The sequence below is a fragment of the Bacillus sp. V3-13 genome (assembly GCF_002860165.1).
Taxonomy (GTDB): Bacteria; Bacillota; Bacilli; order Bacillales; family Cytobacillaceae; genus Bacillus_BJ.
The window spans coordinates 34,833-60,561 of record NZ_PGUZ01000031.1 but is presented as its reverse complement, the minus strand read 5'-3'; the positions used below and the strand labels follow the sequence as shown (position 1 = coordinate 60,561).

General features: G+C 40.6%; 20 protein-coding genes. All 20 read left to right on the top strand.

Features of this window, described 5'->3' with window-relative positions:
- Nucleotides 1-270 precede the first annotated feature (270 nt).
- The 20 genes from CU633_RS12555 to CU633_RS12460 all read left to right on the top strand — a co-directional run bounded on the left by CU633_RS12555 (nucleotide 271) and on the right by CU633_RS12460 (nucleotide 25,626).
- Nucleotides 271-1,539: a sugar ABC transporter substrate-binding protein gene (locus CU633_RS12555; RefSeq protein ID WP_101660931.1), complete on the top strand. Its 1,269-nt coding sequence runs from the start codon at nucleotides 271-273 to the stop codon at nucleotides 1,537-1,539.
- Nucleotides 1,540-1,618: 79 nt separating this feature from the next.
- Complete coding sequence (locus CU633_RS12550) at nucleotides 1,619-2,506, top strand: carbohydrate ABC transporter permease (protein WP_101660930.1); 888 nt, start codon at nucleotides 1,619-1,621, stop codon at nucleotides 2,504-2,506.
- 22 nt (nucleotides 2,507-2,528) lie between these two features.
- Nucleotides 2,529-3,386 carry a carbohydrate ABC transporter permease gene (locus CU633_RS12545; RefSeq protein WP_257958705.1) on the top strand — a complete coding sequence of 286 codons (858 nt, stop codon included), beginning with the start codon at nucleotides 2,529-2,531 and terminating at the stop codon, nucleotides 3,384-3,386.
- Nucleotides 3,387-3,546: 160 nt separating this feature from the next.
- Nucleotides 3,547-4,893, top strand: coding sequence for a glucoamylase family protein (locus CU633_RS12540; protein ID WP_101660929.1), 1,347 nt, complete (start codon nucleotides 3,547-3,549; stop codon nucleotides 4,891-4,893).
- A 236-nt stretch (nucleotides 4,894-5,129) separates the two neighbouring features.
- Entirely contained in the window at nucleotides 5,130-5,618 is a 489-nt protein-coding gene (locus CU633_RS12535; protein ID WP_101660928.1) for an Lrp/AsnC family transcriptional regulator, read from the top strand.
- 109 nt (nucleotides 5,619-5,727) lie between these two features.
- Nucleotides 5,728-6,561, top strand: coding sequence for an SDR family NAD(P)-dependent oxidoreductase (locus CU633_RS12530; RefSeq protein WP_101660927.1), 834 nt, complete (start codon nucleotides 5,728-5,730; stop codon nucleotides 6,559-6,561).
- A complete protein-coding gene (locus tag CU633_RS12525; protein WP_101660926.1) occupies nucleotides 6,558-7,694 on the top strand; it encodes a M20 family metallopeptidase in 1,137 nt (378 codons plus the stop codon). Before CU633_RS12530 ends, CU633_RS12525 begins: the two co-directional genes overlap by 4 nt.
- A 23-nt stretch (nucleotides 7,695-7,717) precedes the next feature.
- A complete protein-coding gene (locus CU633_RS12520; RefSeq protein ID WP_101660980.1) occupies nucleotides 7,718-9,460 on the top strand; it encodes a M28 family metallopeptidase in 1,743 nt (580 codons plus the stop codon).
- Between the two features lie 62 nt (nucleotides 9,461-9,522).
- A complete protein-coding gene (locus CU633_RS12515; RefSeq protein ID WP_101660925.1) occupies nucleotides 9,523-10,563 on the top strand; it encodes a ketopantoate reductase family protein in 1,041 nt (346 codons plus the stop codon).
- Between the two features lie 70 nt (nucleotides 10,564-10,633).
- Nucleotides 10,634-11,995: a M20/M25/M40 family metallo-hydrolase gene (locus CU633_RS12510; RefSeq protein WP_257958704.1), complete on the top strand. Its 1,362-nt coding sequence runs from the start codon at nucleotides 10,634-10,636 to the stop codon at nucleotides 11,993-11,995.
- A 245-nt stretch (nucleotides 11,996-12,240) separates the two neighbouring features.
- Nucleotides 12,241-13,023, top strand: a complete 783-nt coding sequence (locus CU633_RS12505) for an aspartate/glutamate racemase family protein (RefSeq protein WP_101660923.1) — start codon at nucleotides 12,241-12,243, stop codon at nucleotides 13,021-13,023.
- A gap of 120 nt (nucleotides 13,024-13,143) precedes the next feature.
- Nucleotides 13,144-14,229: a mandelate racemase/muconate lactonizing enzyme family protein gene (locus tag CU633_RS12500; RefSeq protein WP_101660922.1), complete on the top strand. Its 1,086-nt coding sequence runs from the start codon at nucleotides 13,144-13,146 to the stop codon at nucleotides 14,227-14,229.
- 4 nt (nucleotides 14,230-14,233) lie between these two features.
- Complete coding sequence (locus tag CU633_RS12495; protein ID WP_101660921.1) at nucleotides 14,234-15,442, top strand: MFS transporter; 1,209 nt, start codon at nucleotides 14,234-14,236, stop codon at nucleotides 15,440-15,442.
- 118 nt (nucleotides 15,443-15,560) lie between these two features.
- On the top strand, nucleotides 15,561-16,244 hold the full coding sequence (locus tag CU633_RS12490; RefSeq protein ID WP_101660920.1) for a hypothetical protein: 684 nt from the start codon (nucleotides 15,561-15,563) through the stop codon (nucleotides 16,242-16,244).
- 108 nt (nucleotides 16,245-16,352) lie between these two features.
- Entirely contained in the window at nucleotides 16,353-17,780 is a 1,428-nt protein-coding gene (locus CU633_RS12485) for a sodium/proline symporter (RefSeq protein WP_180954954.1), read from the top strand.
- Between the two features lie 184 nt (nucleotides 17,781-17,964).
- On the top strand, nucleotides 17,965-19,215 hold the full coding sequence (locus CU633_RS12480) for a M20 family metallopeptidase (RefSeq protein ID WP_101660918.1): 1,251 nt from the start codon (nucleotides 17,965-17,967) through the stop codon (nucleotides 19,213-19,215).
- 189 nt (nucleotides 19,216-19,404) lie between these two features.
- Nucleotides 19,405-20,856 (top strand): sodium:solute symporter family protein, encoded by a 1,452-nt coding sequence (locus tag CU633_RS12475; protein ID WP_101660917.1) that lies wholly within the window; start codon nucleotides 19,405-19,407, stop codon nucleotides 20,854-20,856.
- 83 nt (nucleotides 20,857-20,939) lie between these two features.
- Entirely contained in the window at nucleotides 20,940-22,301 is a 1,362-nt protein-coding gene (locus CU633_RS12470) for an amidase (protein WP_101660916.1), read from the top strand.
- 40 nt (nucleotides 22,302-22,341) lie between these two features.
- Entirely contained in the window at nucleotides 22,342-23,448 is a 1,107-nt protein-coding gene (locus tag CU633_RS12465; protein ID WP_101660915.1) for a zinc-binding dehydrogenase, read from the top strand.
- Nucleotides 23,449-23,571: 123 nt separating this feature from the next.
- On the top strand, nucleotides 23,572-25,626 hold the full coding sequence (locus CU633_RS12460; RefSeq protein ID WP_101660914.1) for a sigma-54 interaction domain-containing protein: 2,055 nt from the start codon (nucleotides 23,572-23,574) through the stop codon (nucleotides 25,624-25,626).
- Nucleotides 25,627-25,729: the final 103 nt, after the last annotated feature.

The following is a 25,729-nucleotide window of genomic DNA, read 5'->3' as shown; positions in this document are numbered from 1 at the left end:
CCTATCGAAACGTTTCAATGAAAGTATCTGTAAAGCGGCAAGTTTTTAAGATCAATAGAAACGTGGTAGAAATCAGCAGGAATTATATTTTTTTGTTGGATTTCGAAACGTTTCACCAAAGGGGGAATTCTACAAATCTACGAATGATTGATTCAAATAATAGATTTCTTAGAACTATCTTGATTGATTTGTATTACTATTATTAAAATAAAGCGACAGCATACAAAGCGATGAAAAATTTAAAAATTCCACATTACGGGGGATACAAGCATGAAACCAAAGTTTATTAGCTTAAGAAAAAAGATCATCACAGCAGCGATACTCGGATCAGTCGTTATTTCCGGAGCACTGGCTGGTTGTTCTTCTGATTCCGCGTCTTCAGGCGATAAAGAGAAAACCACGATTAATGTTTGGGGAATGGGAGAGGAAGCAAAATCCCTTCCAAAAATTGCTGATCAGTTTGAAAAAGAAAATCCAGACATTGAAGTGAAAGTTCAGGCGATTCCATGGGACCAAGCCCACAATAAGTTGCTGACAGCAGTCGCATCCAAGAAAGGTCCGGATGTATTGCAAATGGGGACAAGCTGGATTCCTGAATTTGCTTCTGCTGGCGCCTTATTGGATTTAACACCGCATTTGGAAGAATATCCGGAATTTGCAGCCGATAATTTTTACGAAGGTTCAATTGAAACAACAAAATTTGAAGATAAAGTAGTCGGTGTTCCTTGGTATGTCGATACCCGTGTCCTATACTACCGCAAGGATTTACTGGAAGAGGCCGGATACAGCGAAGCACCAAAGACATGGGATGAATTGAGAGCTGCTGCGAAAAAACTATCAGAACGCGGCGATAACAAATATGGAATCAGCATTGATGCAAAAGAGCAAAGTCTTGCATTCATGTTTGCCCGCCAGAACGGTTCCCAATTAATAGACGGCAATAAACCGCTTTTCAATGAAGCTCCATTTGTCGAAAGTGTAGAGTATCTAAACGGATTCTTTGAAGATGGCTCTGCTCCTGTTGATGATATTGGCCTGGACATCATTCAGGCATTCAAAGGAGACGGCATTTTGCCAATGTTTATAAGCGGTCCGTGGATGGTTAAATTAATCAACGACCAGGCGCCAGAGCTCGAAGGCAAGTGGGCAACAGCTGTCCTTCCTGCCAAAGAAAATAATACTTCAATGCTTGGCGGCTCTGATCTATCAGTCTTCGAATATACCAAAAACAAAGATGCATCATTGAAGTTTCTGGCATACATGAGCAAACCGGAGACACAGGTTAAATGGCTTGAAATCACAAATTCACTCCCTGCGAATAAAGAAGCATGGAATAGTGAAGTTTTAGAGGGAAATGAGTATTATAAAGTATTTGGTGAGCAACTAGAAAATGCCCAGCCAATGCCGGTCATTGCATCGTTTGAAAAAATCGCCCAGACATTCTTAAGCAGTTTTGAGAAGATCTACCGCGGTGGAGCAGATGTTCAAAAAGAAATGGATGACTTTAATAAAAAGGCAGAAGAATTGTTAACTGAATAAATCTATTTACTTATTGGACTAGCAGGGTTTCCCTGCTAGTTCACTATATTGACCAAGGCATAGAAGGAAGGAACTTTCCATGAATAGCAGTACCTCAAAAAAAACTCCATATTTCTTCGTTGCACCAGCCATTATTCTGTTGACCATGTTTTCAATTTTTCCAATCTTTGTTGCTTTCATTATCAGCTTCACAGACATTGATTTAGCAGGATTGGCTGACTGGTCGACGATTAGCTTTGTTGGTTTAAAGAACTATAAAGATGTTGTCAGTGATCCAATCTTTTTAAAATCAATCTTCAATACACTGTTTTATGTTGTTTTCGGAGTACCACTCGTCATTATTTGTTCGTTAGCGATTGCACTTCTTATCAATTTTGGAAAGGCCCGTATTTTCAAAGCCTTCCGTGTCGTGTTCTATATGCCTTCGATTACAAACGTTGTTGCCGTTGCGGTTGTATGGACCTATTTATACAATCCGCAACTCGGACTGTTCAATTATGTATTAAATCTGCTGCATCTGCCATCCGTGCCGTGGCTGCAGGATCCAACGATGGCAAAGGTATCATTGATCGCTTTAGCACTGTGGCGAGCGATTGGGCTCAATATGATTATTTTTCTGGCGGCATTGCAAGGAATCCCGAAAACGTATTATGAAGCAGCCCAGCTCGATGGGGCGAATGGATGGAAGCAATTGACGAAAATAACGATCCCATTACTGCGTTATGCGATTTTCTTTGTCTCGATTACAACGATGATTGGCTGGCTGCAATTCTTCGAGGAACCATTTGTCATGACAAACGGAGGGCCGCTTGACAGTACGACTTCGGTAGCTTTGTTTATTTATCGCAATGGTTTCCAATTCAGTAATTTTGGCTATGCTGCAGCTGGCTCATTTATCCTGTTCATTGCGATTATTGTGATTACATTGATCCAATTTAAATTCCAAAAGAGAAATACTGATTACTGATTGAAGAGAAGAGGTGAAACCTGTGAAAACCAATGTACTGAATAAACCTGGATTAGACCCTTTGAAAAAAGCAAAAACCGCGCAATGGCTCGTCGGTATCATATTGGCAGTGGGCGGCATTCTCATAACGGTCCCGTTTATCTGGATGATTTTATCGGCCTTTAAAACAGAAAGTGAAGTAATGCAAATCCCGCCGACCCTCTGGCCTAACGAATTTACGTTGGAAAACTTTCAGAACCTGTTTGAGAACATGAACTTTGCCGTTTATTTAAAAAATACGATTGTCATCGTTCTTTGGTCGTTCGTCGGCTTGTTTTTAAATGCGATGGCTGGCTATGCCTTTGCAAAATTTCAATTTAAGGGAAGGGACAAACTGTTTTTTCTCGTTCTGGCAACGATGATGATACCGGGACAAGTGACGATGATCCCAGTCTATTTAATCTTGAATGAAATGCATTTGACCAACACGATGGCCGGGATTGTACTGCCAGGACTTGTCGGAGCCTTTGGGATCTTCCTGTTCAGGCAGTTTATTTCGACGATTCCGGATGAATTGCTGGAGGCAGCCCGCCTGGATGGCGCGAGCGAACTCCGGGTGTTTTTACAGATCGTATTGCCGATGTCTAAATCGATCATTGCCGTTCAAGGCATTCTGACCTTTATTGCAGGCTGGAACAGTTTCCTCTGGCCGCTGATTATTGCGAATGATGAGAGCCTTTATACATTATCTGTCGGTTTATCACTTCTGAAAGGGCAGTACACAGGCAATTTCGCACTGCAAATGGCTGGTTCAACCTTTATGGTCGTTCCAATCATTATCATTTTTATCCTGTTCCAAAAACATATTATCGAAGGATATACCATTTCCGGTATGAAGTAAGTGCCTGGAACTCCAGTTTTTTGCTGGGGTTCTTTTTATGTGAAAAAATAGTAGTTTAGTAACCTTTTTTATGGATTATTAGAATAGATGTTCACGCTTACATTTTGGAATGTTATGATGTTATAGAAACGTTTCGATTAATATCGAAAGGAGTTTTAACATGTCCAAAAAAAGCTATGTAATCATGGTAGTGATAGGATTTTTGATTTCCAGTTTATTAGTCTCACCAGCTGCCTTTGCAAAAGATCTTGAAAATAAAACTTTTGGTCGGCAACTGGAATCGGTAGCCAAGAAAACGTATCGATATTTTGAAGATTTCACCGATCCGGCAACAGGTTTAACATACGATGCCGTTCGTTTTCAGAATGGAGAAGAAATTGCGGCAAAACATACGTCCCCAACGAATATAGGGATGTACTTATTAAGCACAGTGTCAGCTGAACAGATGGACATCATCTCAAGGAAAGAGGCAGTTGCTAAAATACAAACAACTTTAAATACTTTGGAGAAATTACAAAAGTGGAATGGCTTATTTTACAACTGGTATAACACAGATGGCAGTTTAAAAACGGATTGGGGGCAATTTATTTCCCAGGTGGATAACGGCTGGCTTTCTGCTGCTTTAATAGTAACCGGCCAGGCTTATCAAGAATTAGCTGAACAGACTAGTGTGCTTGTCGAAGCAATGAATTATGCACCGTTATATGATCCAAATGTCGGCCAGTTCCGGGGCGGCTATTATGTAGACCGGGGCGAGCTCACCGGGCACCATTATGGCATGTTCTACACAGAACCCCGAGTCGCAAGTTATATCGCGATCGGCAAAGGGGATGTTCCGTCACATCATTGGTGGAAATTGTACCGGACACTCCCTGCAGAATGGGACTGGCAGGCACAAATTCCGACAGGACCAACTGTCGAATACGATGGGGTTTCTGTATTTGAAGGTCATTATCAGTACAAAGGAATCAGCTATGTACCGAGCTGGGGCGGCAGCATGTTTGAAGGGCTGATGCCGGGACTCGTGTTAAAAGAAAAAGAGCTTGGCACGAAAGCGCTTGGTTTAAACAATAAACGCCATGTAGAACTTCAGATCGCATATGCGAAAGAAAAAGGTTATCCAGCCTGGGGCTTTTCACCAGCAGCCACTCCAGATGGCTACAGTGAATTTGCGGCAACACCACTCGGTACATTAGGGTACAAGGATGACGGAACCGTCACTGCCCATGCCACTTTCCTGGCACTTGAGTATGCTCCAGAGGAAGCCTACCAGAATATCAAAGCATTAAAAGAACTAGATACGTATGGTAAATATGGCTTTTATGACTCAGTCAATGTCGTGACCGGGGATATTGCAAAAGCATATTTAGCTCTCGACCAGGGAATGATCATGGCATCCATTGCAAACTACGTGCATGATGGCGTGATTCGCGATTATTTCCACAGCAGCGAAATCGGCAGCAAGCCTGAGGAATTATTAAAGAAAGAAGAATTTTCGATTCAATAGCTAAAGTTAAGGGAGAGGGTGACCCCAATGACTGGGTGCACCCTCTTTTTTACATTGGTTTTTCGAGTTGCCATTTCAAAAGGGTCGTTCTGAGGGTTATTGATAAAATATATATGTAAAAAAACGAGAAGATCATCGTAATAATGCATTATTTATAAATATACGGGTTGAAAATGAAAAAAATATAAATTATTATATTGTTAATTATAAATTTTACAATATTGTGGTGAGTAATTTTGGTTAAAAAAACAGAAAAGCTAGAGGATAACCAACATCATTTAGATGAGCTCGATATTGAAATTATTGAACGTTTACAGGTAGACGGCAGAACATCTTATACCGATATGGCAGAAGAGTTGAACATTACAGTAGGAACGGTAAGAAACAGGGTCCAAAGATTAATTGAAAACAACCTGTTAAAAATTGTAGGTGTCGTAAACCCTTTTAAAACTGGGAATCCCACTGTAACGATGTTTGGGATAAAGGTTCGACTTCAAAAAATTGATCATGTAATTAAACAATTAGTAGAGATTCCTGAGGTTCGATTTGTGGCTGCTGCAACCGGTGTATATGATTTATATGTGGAGGTTATTACAGCTTCAAATGAAGATCTTCATAGAGTGATCAACTCTGAGATGGGCAAAATCGATGGGATTGATTCCATGGATTCTTCCTTGCTTCTTGCCATTTATAAACAAACTTACGATTGGGGGGTTCGGAATTAACACCCAATTTTTTTTACCTCAAAATTTTCTGAAATTATAAAATAGTCTTAAAATACGTACGAAAGCATACACGGAATATTGGCTAATATCAAAAAGGGAGTGAAAAATAATGAATCGTGCTTTGGAAGGGGAAGCAGCTATTATTACTGGAAGTGCCTCTGGAATCGGTAAAGGAATTGCGCATGATTTTTTAAAGGAAGGCGCATCTGTTCTTTTAGTAGATATTAAACAAGAACATTTAGAACTTACAAAGAAAGAGTTGGCTGATTCTTATCCTGAAAGCCATATAGTTACAGTCTCGGCTGATCTTACTAATATAGAGGTTATGGACAGGGTCGTTGAACAAGCAATTAAGAGCTTCCAAAGGATTGATATTCTCATAAATTGTGCAGGAATCTATCCGGTCAATCCCGCATTTCAAATTGATGAACAAGCATGGGATTCAGTGATGGATCTCAATTTGAAAGGAACATTCTTCTTATGCCAAACCGTGGCAAGGAAAATGATTGAGCAGACAAGTGGTGGAAGAATCGTGAATATTACTTCCACAGCCAGTGAAGTGGCTAGACCGGGTGTGGCTCATTACTGTGCATCTAAAGCTGCTGTTAAAATGCTTACACAGGTATTGGCGTTAGAATGGGCAGAATACGGAATCAGAGTCAATTCACTAGGTCCTGGATTAGTAGAAACAGAGACAGTGCTCCAAACGCTTACAGATGAGAAAGCGATTAAGGAGCATAAAGAAAAACTGTTATATTGCCCGATGAGCAGAACAGCTTTAGTTGAGGAAATCTCTAAAGGAGTTCTTTTCCTGGCTTCCAATCAATCAACCTATGTAACGGGTCAATCTCTTTTAGTAGATGGGGGGTATTCGGCGGGAAGAGTCTTTCAATCATTAAAAGAAACAGAGAATGCAGTTGTTAACAAAGGAGGAGTTTTATGACAGGCATCGTAGATTTTTTACATGGGAAAAGGGCAGAAATGCTGGACACTCTGCGACAGATAGTTGAAAAAGAGTCACCCACATTGGATAAACAATTAAATGATCAATTAGGTTCTTTTATAGCCTCTTTATTTGAGGAACTGACCGGCGAGAAAGCAGCAATCATCCCCAACCTGCAATACGGCAATCATATCAAAGGGGAATTTGGAAGCGGTGAAGAACAAATACTGCTTCTTGCACATTTTGATACAGTTTGGCAAAAAGGGGATATACATGAAAAAATCCCTTTTAAAATAGTCGGAGATAGGGCATATGGCCCCGGAGTTTTTGATATGAAAGGGGGTTTAGTACAGGGATTGTACGCTCTTCATGCACTTAAAGAGATGAACGAAACATTAAACAAAAAGGTTGTTTTCTTGTTCACCTCTGATGAAGAGTGGGGAAGCCCTTCTTCTCAGAAATTAATCGAGAAAGAAGCAAAAAAAAGTAAGTATGTGCTTGTCTTAGAACCCGCGGTATCACAGGAAGGTGCTTTAAAAACTTCAAGAAAGGGTGTGGGGATTTTTAAGCTTCAGATAAAGGGAAGGGCTTCTCACGCAGGATTGGAACCAGAAAAGGGATTGAGTGCCATCCATGAATTAAGTAAGCAAGTTTCTTACTTATATCGATTGCAGGATATTAAGAAAGGAACGACGATAAATGTGGGGAGAGTCTCAGGCGGAACTACTGTCAATGTGGTAGCCGCCGAGGCGGCAGCAGATATTGATTTGCGAGTTAAAACGCAGGATGAATTTGATCGGCTAATTCCTTTGATAAAAAATTTGGACCCCAAACTAGATGGCATACAGGTGCAAGTTATTGGCGGAGTGAATCGTCCGCCTTTGGAAAGAACTGAAGAGGTAATTAAACTCTACAATACAGCAAAAATGTTAGCACAGGAGCATCTTGGTATTAATTTGCCAGAAACGGAAACAGGAGGTGGAAGCGACGGGAACTTTACTGCACCATTTGCGCCAACACTTGACGGTTTAGGTGCAGTTGGAGATGGAGCACATGCACTAAATGAACATCTGATTATTTCAGAAATGCCGAAAAGGAGTGCATTGCTTGCGTTGTTACTGAGGGAGTTATGAAAAAATTGAAAGGGGAAATTAAAATGAAGCTGAAGTTGGAGTCTGCACACAACCAATTAATTCAGGAAGTGAATCAGGATTTGTTAATGGAGTATACCAAAAATGTTTCCTCAGAAATCCGGTTATCCGGAACCGAGGAAGAATATCGTGCCTTCGAATATGTGAAAGCCAAGCTGGAGGAATTCGGCTTAGACACGGAGCTAACTTTAAATGACGCTTACATAAGTCTGCCAGGAGAAGCGGAATTAAAAATTGATGGACAATGTTTTTCTTGTATCACCCATTCCATGGCTGTTTCTACTATGCAACAAGGTATAGAAGGGGAGGTCGTTTATGCAGGTAAAGCGGTGTCGGCTAATTATGAAGATACACCGGTACAAGGAAAAATAGCTTTATTGGATGGTCTTGCTATTCCCGGAGCAGTACTGCAAGCACAGGAAGCCGGTGCAAAAGCGGTTATTTTCATAAATGCTGAATATACTCATGAAATGATTGTTTCTGCTGTGTGGGGCAACCCAACACCTGTTACGCAAAAGGCATTACCTTCAATTCCTGTTGTGTCGGTGAATTTTGAAGACGGCAAGATAATTAAAGAGATTGTTGAAAAAGGTAGTTGCTCAGGATGGATGAAAACACAGGTTGATACCAAGTGGAGGGAAATCCCCACTTTAACAGCTGTTATTGAAGGAAATATTGAACCTGAGAAATATGTAATGTTTAGCGGACATATTGATTCATGGCATTATGGGGTTATGGATAACGGTACGGCTGATGCAACAATAATAGAAGTTGCCAGGATTCTGGCTGAAAATAAAGAAAAGCTTCGCCGCTCTTTGAAGCTTGCCTTCTGGTCTGGACATTCACATGGGCGTTATGCCGGATCTGCCCTTTATTGTGATGAGCATTGGGAAGATCTATACGAAAACTGTGTACTTCATATCAATATTGATTCAGTTGGCGGCCAAGGGGCAACCATACTAACAGAGGCCAATTGTATGGCCGAAACTAAGGATCTTGCCAAAAGATTTATAAAAGAATTAGCAGGAGACGATTTTGAAGGTTCCCGTTTTGGAAGAGCCGGGGATCAATCCTTCTGGGGGCCAGGCGTCCCATCCCTTTTTATGGGATTATCAGAACAGCCGAAATCAAATAACCCTGCATCTAAAGCTTTTTCACAGTTATTTGGCGGTGGGAAAGCCGGAGGATTTGGGTGGTGGTGGCATACGACCGAAGATACGCTTGATAAAATTTCACCAGAAAACCTTGTCCGTGATTGTCAAATATATTTATCTATTGTATATGAAGCATGTTCTTGTGACATACTTCCAATCAATCAATTGGCAGCCGTTGAAGAACTAGAATCATTTATTAGGGATTACCAGACAAAAACAAATGGCCATTTAGATTTCAGTGTAACATTTATGCGTATAGCAGAAATAAAAGAAAAAATAACTGAGTTTCAAAGTCTGACAGATTTACCACTTTCTAAAGAGAAAATTTCCCTAGTGAATAACACAATCGTGATCCTTTCCAGAATTTTAGTCACCCTAAACTATGTGAAAGGTGATCGCTTTCATCATGATGCCGCATTGAAACAATCTCCTATTCCAGTTCTCGCAGAATGTGAAAAATTAGCAGTGTTAGAAGCGGGCAGCCACGAATTCTATCTTGTCCTAACAGAATTGAGACGCAATCTGAATAAGGTAAACTATTCATTTCTGGAAGCTATTCGTACCGTGAAATATGCAGTTGAACAACTCAAATAGTAAAGATTACCTAAATCCTTTTTTGTATGACTGGGAAATACAACCTGAAAGGATTGACAGAAATGAACTACGTGATTGTCGGAGCAGGAGCAATTGGCGGAGTTATTGGTGCTTATTTAGTCAAGGGCGGACATCATGTAACCTTCGTAGATAAAGATAAAGCGCACGTATTAAAAATGAGAAAAGAGGGGCTATGTATTAAAGGTCAATCGGACTCATTTACAGTGCCGGTAAAAGTTTTTATAAATGAAGAATTTAAAACACAAAGTGAACCGATCGATAAAGTACTGTTATGTGTAAAGGCACACCATACTGTTGATGCTGTTAATAGCTTCAAACACCGATTACATGATGATTCATATGTTGTTTCTTTTCAGAACGGCCTTTGTGAATTGGAGATTGCCAATCTTATTGGCAAAGAACGGACAATAGGCTGTTTCGTTAATTTATTCGCGGACTACCTGGAACCAGGGATTATTAATTATGGCGGAATTGGCAGCGTGTATATTGGTGAATTGGACGGAACAAATACGGCCCGGGTTAGAGAACTTGCACATGACTTATCGGTTTGGGGAAACACCAGGGTTATTTATAACATATTCGGTTACTTATGGAGCAAGCTCGCTTATGGTGCGATTTTAACAGCTACTGCATTAACTAATGAAACAATTGCGGATCTAATAGAATCCGATTACCACCGAAATATGTTATTGGACCTTGCCAGTGAAGTTTTGCAGATTGCTCACCATAAAGGAATTAAGCCTGAAGGGTTTGATGACTGGGAGCCTTCAATCGTATATCCGAGGGGTATGAGAGATGAGGAAAAAATCAATCAAAGTTTATATGTCCTGGTCAAACGCCTCCGTTCTTATACTAAAACCCGAACCGGAATTTGGCGGGACTTAGCAGTTAGAAAAAGAAAAACAGAAGTTCCCCAGCACCTGAACCCAGTGATTGAAATGGGGGAACAGGCAGGTTTCAATATGATATTACTAAAAGCTCTGTTGTCAATGATTATTGAAATAGAAAATGGAGAACGGGAGCTCTCTCTTCAAAATCTTGCACAGCTGCATAGCCTTCATCAACAGAAATTGGACGTTTGATTCAGCAAAAGGGAGAAGTGGCGGAACATCCATTTCTCCCTTTTAAAAAATATAAATTGAGGTGATGGGCTTGGATATCGAGCTAGTTAACAATTTAATAGAAAAGAAGAAACAGGAATATCTTGATGATCTATTTCGATTGTTAAGGCAGCCCAGTATCAGTGCTCAAAATAAAGGAATAACTGAGTGTGTTAACCTGCTGACCGACCTAATGGAGTCATCCGGAATCACAACTAAGGTCTTGGAGACGCAAGGACATCCAATTGTGTACGGGGAAGTTATCTCTGCTAAAAATAAATTCACCATACTAATCTACGGACATTATGACGTCCAGCCACCTGAGCCTTTTGAAGAATGGATTAGCCCGCCTTTTGAACCGGAAATAAGAAATGGAAAAATCTATGCCAGGGGTGCCGGGGATAATAAGGGTCAGCTCATGGCACAGGTGCTAGCCGTTAAAAGCTTGTTAGAAACACATGGAGAATTGCCTGTTAACGTAAAAATGGTGTTTGACGGCGAAGAAGAAAGCTTAAGCCGGAATTTTGCCCCTTTCGTTGTAAACAATAAGGATTTATTAAAAGCGGATGTGGTTTACACCTCAGATGGGCCAATGCATGTTGATGGAACTCCGATGGTCATGTTAGGGTGCCGGGGGATGTTATATGTCGAAATCGAAGCAGAGGGTGCGATAAGAGACAATCATTCGGGGAATAAAGGAGGCATTTCTCCGAATCCGGCGTGGACGTTGATTCATTTGCTGGATACTATGCGTTCATCGGATGGTACTGTTCTCATTGATGGTTTTTATGATAATGTCCGAACACCGACCGACTTTGAAATCGATTTGTTAAGAAAGCTCCCTTTTGATTCAAAAGAAGCGGCTCACGTGATTGGTTTGCCCGCTTTGGAAATGGATGGTGAAGAATATTATAGAAAGCTTTCTTTGGAACCAACCTTTAACATTAGCGGTTTTTCAAGCGGATATACAGGTGGTGGAGCAAAAACAATCATTCCCAGTAAAGCGAGAGTCAAGTTGGATATTCGCCTGGTTGTGGATCAAAACCCGGAAGATATCTATCAAAGTATATCAAACCATGTTAAAAAGCATGCTCCAGGAGCAAAAGTCACATGCATAGGGAAAGTCGAGCCATCCAGAACTCCAGTTGAGCTGAAAGTAGTTCAAACGATTGTAAAGGCAATCAACAAGGCATATAGCAGAGAACCGATCATCATGCCGGCTATAGGGGCGACCTTTCCTGATTATGTGTTTACGAAGATTTTAGGTTTACCTTCCATCTTGGTCCCTTATGCAAACGCAGATGAAAATAATCATTCCCCTAACGAAAACATGAAAGTTGAATGTTTTTTCAATGGGATAAAAGCCACCTGCCAGGTGTTGCTGGATCTAGGAGAGGAAATGAATTCAAATTAATAAATTTTTATTAAAAAGGGGGGATATCCCCCCTTTTTGTTGTTTAGCAATTAATCATAGGACTATTTCCTGCACTAATTGCATTCCAACCAAAATACTCCCAAACAAACCCTAAATGAAGGCTTTTCGGCCGCAGGTTAAATGGATGAACAAGTACTTCGTTTGCTGCGTTGGCGACCATCACCAAATTTAATGCTGGCACGAAACTTGCATGTTTATAACTGAAACAAAAAGGAGGGATACAATTGAAAATTGTTTATGTGCTGCCAGGACCAATTAGCAGAAATGAACAAGGCCGTTTAGAAATGGAGAGGAGACTGGAAATCCTGCGCTCGTATGCTGCCCCGGGAACTCAGGTCGACATAGTGGATGTTGATGAGGGGCCTGCGTCGATTGAATCGTTATATGAGGAGTATTTGAGTATACCAAGTACTGTAAACCTCATGTTGGAAATGGAGGAGCAAGGGTATGATGCAGCGATATTAGGGTGTTATGGGGATCCTGGTCTGGATGCAATTAGGGAAGTTACTGAAAAAATGGTGGTAGTTGGACCAGGTGAAGCCGGTGTTTTGGCTGCAGCGATGTCCGGGTATCGATTTTCCATAATAACTGTAACGAACAGTATTGTAAATCCCCTGTACCATTTAGTGGAGAAAGCAGGAGTGGGAAAAAAGCTTGCATCAGTTCGTGCCATTGAAACGCCAGTTTTGGAATTGGCAAATGATCGTGCAAAAACAACCCAAAAACTGGTCGAAGAAGGAAAAAAAGCAATAATAGAAGATCGAGCAGATACGCTGGTATTAGGTTGTATGTCCATGGGTTTTCTAAATGTGGCTGAAGAAATGTCAAAAGAATTAGGAGTACCCGTTATAAACCCGGGGAAAATTTCGCTAAAAATGGCAGAGGCGATGGTGGGTGCCGGTGTATGTCATTCTAAACTTGCCTACCTTACTCCGCCCAAACTTTCATCTCGTACAGTAAATTCCTCAAAGGAACTATTAGTAAAGAAAGACAAAATCGTAAAGTAGAGAACCCGCATTAGGACATTCTCTAACCCTAAATACTATTTATCCACTATCCCCACAGAAGTAAAGGGATTTTGAACTTGCCGAAATATTTGCATTATTTTTTAAAAGGAGAGGAGCTTATTGCGAATTGCCAAGATTGAGGCGAAAGTTATCCACACCCCTCTAAATGTCAGCTTTAGGACAACATATGGAGAATTACCCCCTTATCAATCTCATTTAATCGTCCGCATTACGACAGAGGCGGGGTTAACAGGACTCGGAGAAGCATCTGAATTGCCTTTTTTTACGGGGGAAACAGCCGAAACGATGAAGGTTTTAGTAGAGAAAAACCTTGTCCCTGCAATAATTGGGAAACCGGTTTACTCGTTAAGGGATATTCATATTACTATGGAGCAAGTTTTGGGGCATGCAACTGGCGCTAAGTCGGCTATTGATATGGCATTATGGGATCTTCAAGGAAAAAGCGTAAACAGTCCTGTTTACAGGTTAATAGGGGGTGATAAGAAAGCTCCTGTTCGAGTTGCCTATGTTTTAGGTGATGATTCTCCATGCGATATGGCCAGGCTGGCAAAGGAAATGGTTGATTTAGGGTTTGATACGCTAAAGATTAAAATCGGCAGTGATTTCCGAAAAGACATTGACGCGATTTCTGAAATTCGAAAGGCTGTTGGTCGAAATGTCCGTTTAAGAGTTGATGCGAATCAAGGCTATAATGTGAAAACAGCTGTAAACGTAATAGAGGAGATAAAACAATATGATATTGATTATGTCGAACAGCCTGTACCGGGTTGGGACAGGGACGGATTAAGACAAGTTAGAAACACCTCTTCGATCCCAATCATGGCAGACGAAAGTGCCCATACTCTAAAGGACGTATATCAGCTTGCTAAAAAAGAAGCGATCGACCTTGTTGGGATTAAATTAATTAAGTGTGGCGGGATTTCACCAGCCATTCAAATTGCTCAATTTTCAGAAGCCATTGGCCTGCAATGTGTTTTAATCAGTCCTTGGGATACGCTTCTTGGTACACAAGCTAGTCTTCATCTTTCCACAATTTTACCGGGAACCCATTCGCATGAAATAGTGGGGCCTTACTATTTAAAAGATGATCCATTTGGAAAAATTCAAGTTAAAGGTGATATGGACATCCCGGACAGTATTGGGTTTGGAATTGAAGATATCTTTGAAGAGTTAACAGAGGGGTAGGATTGTGACACGTTTACAGTGGCTTATTGTTGGTTTTGTCAGTTTTATTCACTTTCTGGCCTTTTCTCATCGTATGGAAGTTGTGCCTTTTCTGGTTGATCTTAAGGATATGTACAATGCAGGTTTTGCAGAGGTCGGGGGATTAGTTTCTTCTTTTTTATTGGGGTATGCTGCTTTTCAAATTCCAGCTGGTACATTGGCAGACCGTTATTCACCGAGATGGTTAATATTGATTGGTCTAACTACAATGATGGTTTCTTCAATTATATTTTCTTTAACGGATTCACTCTACCTGGCACTAATCCTAAGGTTTATCATGGGAGCTTCATCCGCAATGCTATTCTCGCCGGGAATAAAGCTGATCTCTACTTTTACTCCTAAAGAGAAACGCGGTGTCAGTATCGGGATTTTAGAAGGAGCTGCAGGAATGGGAATGCTTTTAACATTAACCATTTTTCCAATTCTTTCATCCTTTGTGGAATGGAATCTATTGTTTCTGCTCTTGTCCCTGCTGTTATTGCCGGTATTGCTGCTGTTTTTGAAGATACCCGAAGGCGAGAGTAACACGAATGAAGACGAGAATAAAAGGATCCGACCTAGTGGTTTTTTTGATTTATTTAAGAATAAGAAAATCGTACGTCTGTTGGGAATTGCTTTTTTCGGATTATTTGGCCTTTATGGATTTCTTGCTTGGATGCCGACCTACATGGAAGCTGCTATGGGATATACGAAGAGAGAAACTGGTTTGGTTATGGCCATCATGATGATCGCTCAAATTATAGCTGCACCGCTATCCGGAAAGATTTCCGATTTCTTAGGGCAAAGAAAATCCACATTGATGATTGGCAGCTGCCTAATGGCTGCAAGTGCTTTGTGGCTCTATATCTTGAATGATTATCTGATTTATCTGGTCGCTGTTATTATAGGAACAGGGATTTCCTGGTCAATGGCACCGATGCTGGCTTTGGCAACAGAAATCGTCCACATAAACTTAGCTGGATCAGTTATTAGTATCATGAACACGGTAGGGCAAATAGCTTCAGCCCTCTCAGGATATATATTTGGATTGCTTTACGATCAGTTTGGGACCTTTCATATTATTTGGATGGCTTGCTTAGCATCCTTTATAATTCGGATTTTATTCACACTGGGAGAACTAGAAAATCACGAAGCAAATAATAGTAAGGCTCAGCGAAAAGAAGTTCAAATATAATTTTTTTCTAACAAGTTTTTTGATTTTTCAAAAATATAAATAAAAGATTTTTAGAAGGTGGTTGAAATCCAATACCTGTTTAATTGGAAAAATTTTTATTAAGAAGGAGAGAATGAAGTTGCAAAAATTTTTAGTGCTTCTTTTTATGATTATGCTTTTTTCAATAGCGCCAGTATCAGCCGCAGAAGCATCCCCTATTTTAAAAACTGCTAATTTAAATATTTCCTACGGAGATAGAGTAATGGTAACCGAAGAGATTACAATAGCAAATGCAGAAGCGATTCCTAAGGCAGCATTGGAACATGTTGCAACAAAAATTAGCGGTGTGCAGCTTGAAAATTTAGATGTTAATGCGAATAATCAGAAGCTTACTTATGAAGCAAGTGAAGGAGGCTCGGTGGATAAATTTATTGTCTCCCTTCCAGAAGGTGTCCAAGGAGATTTTACTTATACACTCTCTTATGAAGTCTCAGATCTTGAGACTGAGAAAATCCCTTTTCTCGTACCCGCAGTAAATTCAGATGGAAATGGAAATGTAGTTTCGTTGCAAGTCGAGCTTCCGGAGGGCACATATCTTCACGAGTCATTTCCGATTATCGATTCTGGAGATTCGGGGACAGTCGAAGAGCATATGATGAACATTCCAAGCTTCGCAGGTCTGCAGACAGGTTCTTCACCTGCAGGATTTTTTACAATCTCAAATTTTTATACGATTTTCGGATTAGCTGTTATCTTGGGGATTATTATTGCTTGGATAATCAGTGAAAGAAAAAGTAAGGCAGGTGAAATAGTAAATGTTTAATCTGGGCACTCCCTTTAGCTTATTTGTTCTATATACAATTGTTTGGATTGCAGGGTATTTCATTTGGGCGGTAAAAAGTGAAAAGTAGACCAAAGGAGGGAAATGGAAATGTTTGAAGTCAGCACAACGTTTTATGTTGTCTTGGTATTATATTTTGCTGTTATTCTTGGGATTGGAATATGGTCAGGTACAAAGAACAAAGGAACAGAAGATTTCCTTGTAGCGGGAAGATCGATAGGGCCTTTAGTTGGCGGAGCTGCTTTTGCTGCAACCCAAATGAGTGCAGGTACTTTTGTAGGAACTTTAGGAGTGCATTATTTAACAGGTGGTAGCTTTCTGTGGATTTGGAGCGGCCTTTGGTTAGGGTGGTTGGTTGCTGCAACTCTGGTTGGACCAAAGTTTCAAGCGTTTAAAGGATTGACGGTTCCTGATTATGTGGGAACGAGATTTAATAGTAAAGCGGCCCGTGGAATATCGGCCTTGTTGATATTAGTTGCTTATACAGTTTACTTAACAGCACAGTATCAAGCAGGGGGAAATATTTTTCAGACACTGTTCGGGATCCCGTTTATATGGGGAGCCATCATTACTGTTGGGATCACATTGCTTTATACGATGATAGGGGGAATGAGAGCAACGGCATATAGTGACTTCGTTCAAGCCATTATTATGGCTGGATGTTTCTTTGCTGCTCTTCCCCTGCTTTTCCATCAAGCTGGTGGAACCGAGTTTGTAGGGAGTTTCTTATCTGAATTCAGTCCTAATATGATAAGCTGGCATTTTGGATTTAAGGAATTACTTGGTTTTGGTGCAGCTTTTGGATTTTCAATGGCTGCCGCCCCGTATGAATTAGCAAGAATGTATACCTTAAGGGATCGGAAAACAGTTAAATTGGCCATTGGCTATTCATTTATCTTTCAGGCTGTCGTGGGAATTTCAGTTGCAGCAGCTGGTATGGCAATCCGGTCACTGTATCCTTATATGCCAACGCCTGACATTGCATCAACGATTATGGCGATTAACATCCTTCCGCCAGTTGTGGGATCACTAATTATACTGGCGATCCTATCAGCAATCATGAGTACTGTTTCTGGGGTCATGATGGTTTCTGCGTCGGCGTTTTCTCATGATTTCTATGCAAACATGATAAAGCCGAATGCCAGTGAACGTGAAAAAATGAATGTAAACAGAATTGCAGTATTGGTTCTTGGGATTATTCCAATTTTCCTTGCATTAAGACAGCTCGATATTGTCCAATTTATCGTAGTTCTCCAGGCCTCCTTAACAGCCAGTTTCTTCTTTGCAACAGTAATTCTTGGCCTCAACTGGAAAAGAGGAACGGGAGCAGGTGCCATCGTTTCGATGATAGGCGGTTTCTCTACCGCATTGATTTGGTATCTAGCAGGCAAACCGCTTGGGCTAAATGAGGTAATACCGGGAGTTATAGTGAGTTTTGTATTATTTATTGTCGTCAGTCTGTTTACAAAACCTGTCCCCAAGGAGTCGCTGCAACCGTTCTTTGACGATGTCAATTAGTAGCAGGATTGAAGAAATTTGTTTCCTCTTTTTGTTTATATATACAAGCTATAAAGTAGGTTCTGTTTTTTACACCCTAATTCAACCTAAAACTATAATAAAAATAGATAAATATGCAAATTTTACTACATTAAAATAATGGCATAAAACTTGCATAATAACACGTTGAAAGGGGTGGCACAGCATGGCAGATACAATTGAAAAAGTTGTTGATTCAATGAGTAACGAGATTGTTGCGTTTTTACAAAAACTAATCCAGATACCCAGTGAAAATCCACCAGGCAACTACGAGGAAATCTGTAATTTTCTCGAAAAAGAACTAGATTCATTGGGCTTTGAAGTCCGGGTCGTTCATGTTCCTGAAGACCAGACTCGGAATGCCAATCTGAAGACACCGAGAAAAAATGTAATTGCAGTAATGAAAGGGGAAGGGGGTGGGAGAAACTTAATCTTTAACTCTCATATTGATACTGTACCTGTTGGTGATTCTAAACATTGGACTTATCCTCCATTTTCGGGCGCGATTGCAAATGGCAAGGTATATGGAAGAGGAGCTACTGATTCAAAAGGTAGGCTGGCCTCTTATGTTATGGCAGCTGTTGCTTTAAAGAAATCCGGTATTCCTCTTAATGGAGATATTATCATTGCGGCCACCTGTGATGAAGAAACTGGCGGGGTGTTGGGGGCAGGTTATGTTACAAATCATCAATTGGTAATGGGTGACATGGTGGTTGTTGAAGGCTACAGCAATCATATTGTTCGTGCCATGGCTGGGGTTCTTCAGCTAAGAATCAGATCTACAGGAGTTCCTGCCCATGCTGCTTTTAAATGGAAGGGAACTAACGCGGTTGAAAAAATGGCGAAGGTAATTCAAGGATTGGCAGAACTGCAAAAGCAGTTAGAGAAGGAGCCGTCAAAGATCGACGGAATGAAATATACCACGGTTAATGTCGGAGTAATTAAAGGCGGAACCAAAGTCAATGTGGTGCCGGGTTCATGTGAAATTGAAGTGGACTTCCGCGTCATTCCTGAGCACACTCTGGATGAAATTTATAATTCAGTCGACACCATGATTAAAAACCTTCAGCTGGAAGATTCGGATATGAAGATTGAAATTGAGAGAGTACCAGATTTTCAAACGGATCCAACCGTGACTGAGGAGAATTCTCCCCTAATCGAAGAGTTGCAGACAGCGATTAAAGAGGTGGCAGGAAAAACTCTCCCTGTAGTTGGAATGCTAGGCCAATCTGATACTCGTTGGTTTATCCAACAAGGAGTACCGGGGATTAATTTTGGCCCGGGCACAAATGATAATAATCTCCATAGCTTTGATGAGTTTATGGATATTAAGGATTTAATTCAAACAACAAAAATTTTATCGGTTCTTGCCAGAAACTTCTGTGGAACCGTAGAAAAACAAACCATAACAAAATAGAAGAGAAATAGAGATAATAACTAATTATATATTTATTTTTCAGAATATATAAAAAATGGAGGTTGGGTAAATGAGTTCGTTTTATGGATTGGCAGTATCGAATTGGCTGATTTGGGTGACAATGGTTTTTTTCATTATTGCTTATTTTGGGGTAACTGAAATCCTCAATAAAAAGGAGGACAACGAATAATGGTTATTGCAGTTCTAATAACATATATGGTTGTCGTCATTGCCATTGGGTATTTTATGAAGTCGCGAATTCAAAATGAAACGGACTATTTAGCAGCAGGTGGCAAGCTGGGTGTTTGGGTTGGCGGCATGACGCTGGCCGCGACACAAATGAGTGCGGGAACAGCTATCGGTACGGTTGGGTTTCATTATCAGGTTGGTTACAACTTTGCCTGGATATGGCTGGCAATTTGGGCCTCCTGGGTGGTAATGGCCATCTTTATTGCACCAAAAATGAAAGCATTTTTTAATTCCAATAAGGCGTTAACGATTCCGGACTTATTAGGAACTCGTTATCAGAGTAATGTCATCCGAGTAATCTCTGTTTTGATCTTAATCGTTTGTTTTGGGTTGACTATTGTTGCAGAACTAGTGGGCGGGTCATATTTATTGAACGTTGTGTTTGATGTACCCACAACTGCGGGGGTATTAATTATTGCCGCAGTATTTATTGCTTACACGGTAATGGGAGGATTATTTGCCATCGCCTACACGGATGTCCTTCAAATGCTTGTATTTGCAATCGGTTTTGCCATTGCAGTACCTTTTGCAGTTACTGAGGCAGGCGGCTTTAGCAGGTTAAATGAAGCTTTATCTGCAATCGACCCTAATCTTGTAGCAAATGGCATGCCTTCAGGTGCCTTGACTGCTGTCGGACTTTCATTCTTTATTATGATGATCGGATATCCGATCATCGCAATTCGCTTTTATTCCATAAAAGATAATAAAACAATCCGCCGTGCAGTGGGAGTTTCCTTTATATTCCAGGCTATTGTAGCGGTAGCGGTGACGATGATTGGAGTCAGTGCAAGAGTGATTTATCCGGATCTGGCTTCCCCTGACCTAGCAAGCTCAACTATTGCAACGGATTTGCTGCCTCCAATATTGGGCGGGTTGCTTTTGGCAGCGATTCTTGCGGCTATTCAATCAACAGTTAGTGCAGTATTACTCATGCTCGGAAGCGGGATCTCCCATGACATTATCAAAAATGTAATGAAAAAAGATTTAAGTGAAAAACAGCAATTAAAGATTACGAGAATTGTGGTTTTGATCATGGGAATATTGCCGATACCATTTGCATTAAATCCGGTACCGTTAATTCAGCAAATATGGATCAATGCAGCTGCACTAATTGGTTCCTCGTTTGCCGTTGCGATTTTGTTAGGGCTATATTGGAAACGCGCCACTACAGCCGGAGCCATTACATCAATGGTTGGCGGCATTGGAAGTGCCTCCATTTGGTTATACTTAGGGAATCCCTTTGGCTTGGACCCGGTTTATATAAGTGTACCGGCCAGTCTTGTGGGGATGGTGATAGTCAGTTTGTTAACAAAGCCAGTTTCGGACCAAGCTTTAAAGCCTTTTTTTAAAGATATGCAAACAGCTGACCCTGAAGAAACCATTGCAGGGTAAAACATTGATTCTGAAGAATAATAGAATGTAAATCGCCGAAGCCAGTTAGCATAACTGGGTTCCAAAAAAGGAGGAATCCTGTATTGGCAACAAAAGAAATGGAACAATTACTATTTAAATCGATCAATGAAGTGGGCCAATTATATAGAAAAAAAGAAGTGTCTCCAGTTGAAGTTACAGGGAGCACATTGAAACGTTTACACGAATTGGAACCAAAACTTAATGCTTTTATTACAGTCCTTTCGGATCAAGCTTTAGCAAAGGCGAAAGAAGCGGAAACAGCTTTTATAAAGGGAGAAAAAGTAGGTAGATTATCCGGTATCCCGGTTTCAGTTAAAGACATTTTTATGACGAAGGGAATTCGTACCTCGCTCGGTTCACGAATCATGAAAAACTATGTTCCGAATGAAGATGCATTTGTGTATAGAGCCTTGCAGGACTCCGGAGCTATCATTATTGGAAAGAATCATATGCTGGAATTTGCATATGGTTCTATACACCCCGATTATGGACAGTGTAACAATCCTTGGAACGTAAACCGGACCGCTGGGGGATCAAGTACCGGATCGGGTGCTTCTGTAGCGGCCGGGATTGGCTTTGCTTCGATTGGAACGGATACAGGTGGATCTATCCGTGTTCCTGCTTCTTTTTGCGGAATTGTAGGGCTTAAGCCAACCTATGAAACAGTCTCAAGACAAGGCTTGTTTCCGTTATCCAATTCACTGGATCATATTGGACCGTTAACACGAACGGTTCGTGATAATGCTATTGTTCTGGAACAAATCTCTGCGCTTCAATTTGACTTTGATTCTGTGTTTTCGGGAGAAATCCAGGGAGTGAAAGTGGGAGTTATTCGGTCACTAACCGATACGATTGCCAATTCTGAAATTCTTGAATTAACACTTTCTGCTATTAATAGACTCAAAGAACTGGGAGGACAGATTCTGGATGTTGAAATTCCCGGAATTGAAAAGATCGAAGCATCTGCTCTCCCAATTATAATGGCAGAAGCATCAACGTACCAAAAAAAATGGTATGAAACGAGGGGAGAAGATTATGCCCCGGGTACATTTGCAAACTTACACGAAGGATATAAAGTGACGGCAGTCAGCTATCTGGAAGCTCTTGAAAGAAAAAAGCAGTTTAGCCAAACCGTCCATGAAGTGTTAAAACAGGTTGACATTCTTGTTTGTCCGACAGTCCCATATCCAGCTACTGAGAAAGATCCGTCCTTTGAAGATGGAAATATAGATGTCTCACAAAGAACCATACCGTTTAATGTGACCGGGCACCCTGCCTTAACTATATCATCAGGCAATACTTCTTCAGAAAACTTGCCGATCGGATTTCAGATCATTGGGCGTTACCATGATGAAGCAATGGTTTATCGTGTGGCGGATGCTTTCGAGAAAGCAACAGGCGGTTATAAGATTCCTCCGCTATAACTTAAAATCTTGAGGAAATAAATAGGGAGGAGGGACATTCTTGATAAAAAATAGCACAATTCCTGACGAAAGTGAGCAGAGTAACGTTCCTGAAACAATGAAAGCCGTAGTGATTCGGGAGCATGGCGGACCGAAAGTCTTAAAGATTGAAAATATCCAGACTCCAATCCCTGGACCTGGTGAAGTTTTGCTAAAGGTGGAGGCTACAGCCTTGAATCACTTGGATATTTTTGCAAGAAAAGGCTTAAAAGGCCCTGGTGTACCAGAAATTACTTTGCCGCACATCTCAGGAGTAGATATAGCAGGAACGGTCGCTTATTATGGTCCGCGGTTGCCGGGACAAAAAAACCTGATAAAAGAAGGGGAAAGAGCCATCATCAATCCGGCTGTTGGCTGTAATGAATGCCGATGGTGCAGGCGTGGAGAACCGAGCATGTGTCCTGATTATCAAATACTTGGCGAACATTTTTGGGGAGGGTTAGCAGAATATGTAGTTGCTCCGGCAAGAAATATTGTTCCTATTCCAGATCATATTTCTTCCGAAACTGCGGCAACGGTTCCAGTTGTTTATACCACTGCGTGGAGAGGGGTTATGACAGTTGCCCGGGTAAAACCTTCAGACACAGTTTTGGTTGTTGGTGCTTCTGGAGGACTTGGTTCTGCACAAGTGGAAATTGCCGCTGTTGCAGGTGCAAGAGTAATTGGGATAGCCAGTACAGAAGAGAAACGGAGAAAAGTACGAGAAAAAGGAGCAGCCGCAGTTTTTAGTTCGAACGGGGATTGGAAAACCGAAGTTATGAAATGGACGAATGGGGAAGGAGTTTCTGCAGTTTTTGACGCGGTTGGAGCGCCAACCATTCGTCACAGTTTGCGGTGTTTAGAAATGGGAGGTAAATTGGTGCTATCAGGAGCAACGGCAGGTGATTCACCGGATCTAAGCATAAGAGAAATTTATCAGCGCCACCGTCAAATATTAGGGGCGCCGATGGGAAATTGGGAAGATTTCTTGCAAGTTACTGAACTCGTTTGGAAAGGCAAACTCCAACCTTCTATTCATAAAGTTTATCCTTTAGAGGAAATTGGTAAAGCGCAGCTGGAACTGGAAGAAAGACAGCATTTTGGGAAGATCGTAATCAAGGTAAATTAAATTTTGATTTCTCTTACAAGCAGCCTTTTTTGAAGGGTTGTTTTTATTTTTGGAATTTTCTATATTGACTAAATTATTAAACATCCTTACAATACCCATTAAAAGGTTTTAGGGGGGATTAGGTTGCCTGAAATACTGGCAGTAACCAAGGATTCTCGAACTTATCGTGTCTTTCACGACCAAATATCAGATTTTTTTCAAGGCAAAGTAACTATTTTATCGGGTGAGGAGTGTAAAAATTATGATGATGTGGATTTAATCCTGTTATCAAATAAAGAATTCCTCCAACCAAAATACCCCTCAGAAAAAGTGTTAATAGCAAGAAGAACGGTAAATATCGCCAAACTGGAGCAACTCATTTCGCTTCCTGAAGGGCAAGAATGTCTTGTTGTCAATAATCTTGCAGAGACAGCAGCGGAAACAATCGAGTTGCTGGAAAACTTCGGTTTTAAATTTAAGTTTTTCCCTTATTATCCTGGAATGAAAAATTATCAAAAAGTAGATACAGCGATCATACCTGAGGCTGTGGAGATGGTTCCAAAAGGAATTAAAAACATTATCAATATCGGCTTGCGTCCATTAGACTTTTCTACCCTAATTGAAATGTCGCTTAAATTAAACATCAATATCGATAGAGCAAATATACAATCAGCAAGATACATACAGGAAATCATTTCTTTAAGTAGACAACTTGCTCATTCCTTTAATGAAGTCAGCAGCTTAAATCATCAGTTGGATGCTATTTTAAATACGGTCCATGATGGTATTCTCGCTACTGACGCAGAAAAAAACATTATCAAAATTAATAAGTCCGCCAAAAGAATATTAGGTATTCAAATACCTGAACACGAGATTCTCGGCAAAAACCTGTCTAAAATTCTTCCCAAGCTTACAGTGGATTCCTGCACGGATGAATACCTTTCAACTAAAAACCATGTCATTTCATTTAACGAACGCAAATTGATAATTAACAAGAGTTTAATTGAAGTAAAACAAAATCATATGGGCGAAGTGACCGCCTTTCAAGATGTTACCAGAATACAGCAGCTGGAACAGGAAATTAGAAAAAAGATACAAAAGAAGGGCTTTTCATCAAAATACTCTATTGATGATATTATCGGAAAAAGTCCGAGAATTAAAGAGATATTGCAAGTGATGAATAAGATAGCAAAAACAGATAAAACAGTCTTAATTTTAGGCGAAAACGGCACAGGAAAAGAATTATTCGCTCATTCTGTTCATCAGCTGTCCTCACGTCATAACGGTCCTTTTATTCCTGTCAATTTTGCCGGGTTGCCAGAATCCTTAGCTGAGAGCGAATTATTTGGTTACGAAGAAGGTACTTTCACTGGAGCAGTAAAGGGCGGGAAACAGGGACTTTTTGAATTAGCACATAACGGTACGATCTTCCTTGATGAAATCGGAGATGCCTCAAAAAACCTTCAGACGTTGCTCTTGCGAATTTTACAAGAAAAGCAGGTTATGAGAGTCGGGGGGAGAAGTATCATTCCTGTCAGCGTAAGGGTTATAGCAGCGACCAATAAGGATTTAAAGAAGCTAGTTGAACAAGGAAGCTTTCGTGAAGATCTTTATTACCGGTTGTTTGTGCTGCCACTGCGCATCCCTTCACTTAGAGATAGAAGAGAGGATATACCTGAATTACTAACCCATTTTATCAAAGAGTTTTGCTCAACTGTCCCCGTAATCTCTAATGAAGTGATGGAAAAGTTACTGGACTATGATTGGCCTGGAAATGTAAGGGAGTTAGCCAGTGTAGTCCAATATATGACAACGGTAATGGAGAACAATCTGGTAACCATTCATGATTTGCCCGAACAATTTTATAGGGACGACCAGCCTGCTGATTCTGATGAGCTATTGTCACAGTTAGCGAATGAAGGAGATCTGTTAGATTATCACACGGTTCTTTCCTGTTTGCTTGAAGCGAAAACTGAACGGAGGAGTATTGGAAGAGGGAAAATAGTTTCGTACTCAATGGAAAAAGGGCTGCACTTAAGTGATCAACAGGTTCGGAGAAGGATGGAAACCTTACGGGATTTAGGACTAATTCAATCCGGGACAAAAGGGCAGGGAAGCAGAATTTCCCCATTGGGCATGACTGCACTACACGTTATCCAACAGAAAATAAAACAAAATGAAAAATTGTTACAAGTATAGGTTGAGGGCTGTCCTAAAAGGGCAGCCTTTTCCAGCCTATTAAACCCTAATTTTAAGATAATTGAACATTGGAATTTTATTTGTAAGGTTTTTTTAATATTTA

Coding starts and splice junctions, on each gene's coding strand:
- CU633_RS12555 (WP_101660931.1), top strand. CDS start 271: ATGAAACCAAAGTTTATTAGCTTAAGAAAAAAGATCATCACAGCAGCG.
- CU633_RS12550 (WP_101660930.1), top strand. CDS start 1,619: ATGAATAGCAGTACCTCAAAAAAAACTCCATATTTCTTCGTTGCACCA.
- CU633_RS12540 (WP_101660929.1), top strand. CDS start 3,547: ATGTCCAAAAAAAGCTATGTAATCATGGTAGTGATAGGATTTTTGATT.
- CU633_RS12530 (WP_101660927.1), top strand. CDS start 5,728: ATGAATCGTGCTTTGGAAGGGGAAGCAGCTATTATTACTGGAAGTGCC.
- CU633_RS12525 (WP_101660926.1), top strand. CDS start 6,558: ATGACAGGCATCGTAGATTTTTTACATGGGAAAAGGGCAGAAATGCTG.
- CU633_RS12520 (WP_101660980.1), top strand. CDS start 7,718: ATGAAGCTGAAGTTGGAGTCTGCACACAACCAATTAATTCAGGAAGTG.
- CU633_RS12515 (WP_101660925.1), top strand. CDS start 9,523: ATGAACTACGTGATTGTCGGAGCAGGAGCAATTGGCGGAGTTATTGGT.
- CU633_RS12485 (WP_180954954.1), top strand. CDS start 16,353: ATGTTTGAAGTCAGCACAACGTTTTATGTTGTCTTGGTATTATATTTT.
- CU633_RS12480 (WP_101660918.1), top strand. CDS start 17,965: ATGGCAGATACAATTGAAAAAGTTGTTGATTCAATGAGTAACGAGATT.
- CU633_RS12475 (WP_101660917.1), top strand. CDS start 19,405: ATGGTTATTGCAGTTCTAATAACATATATGGTTGTCGTCATTGCCATT.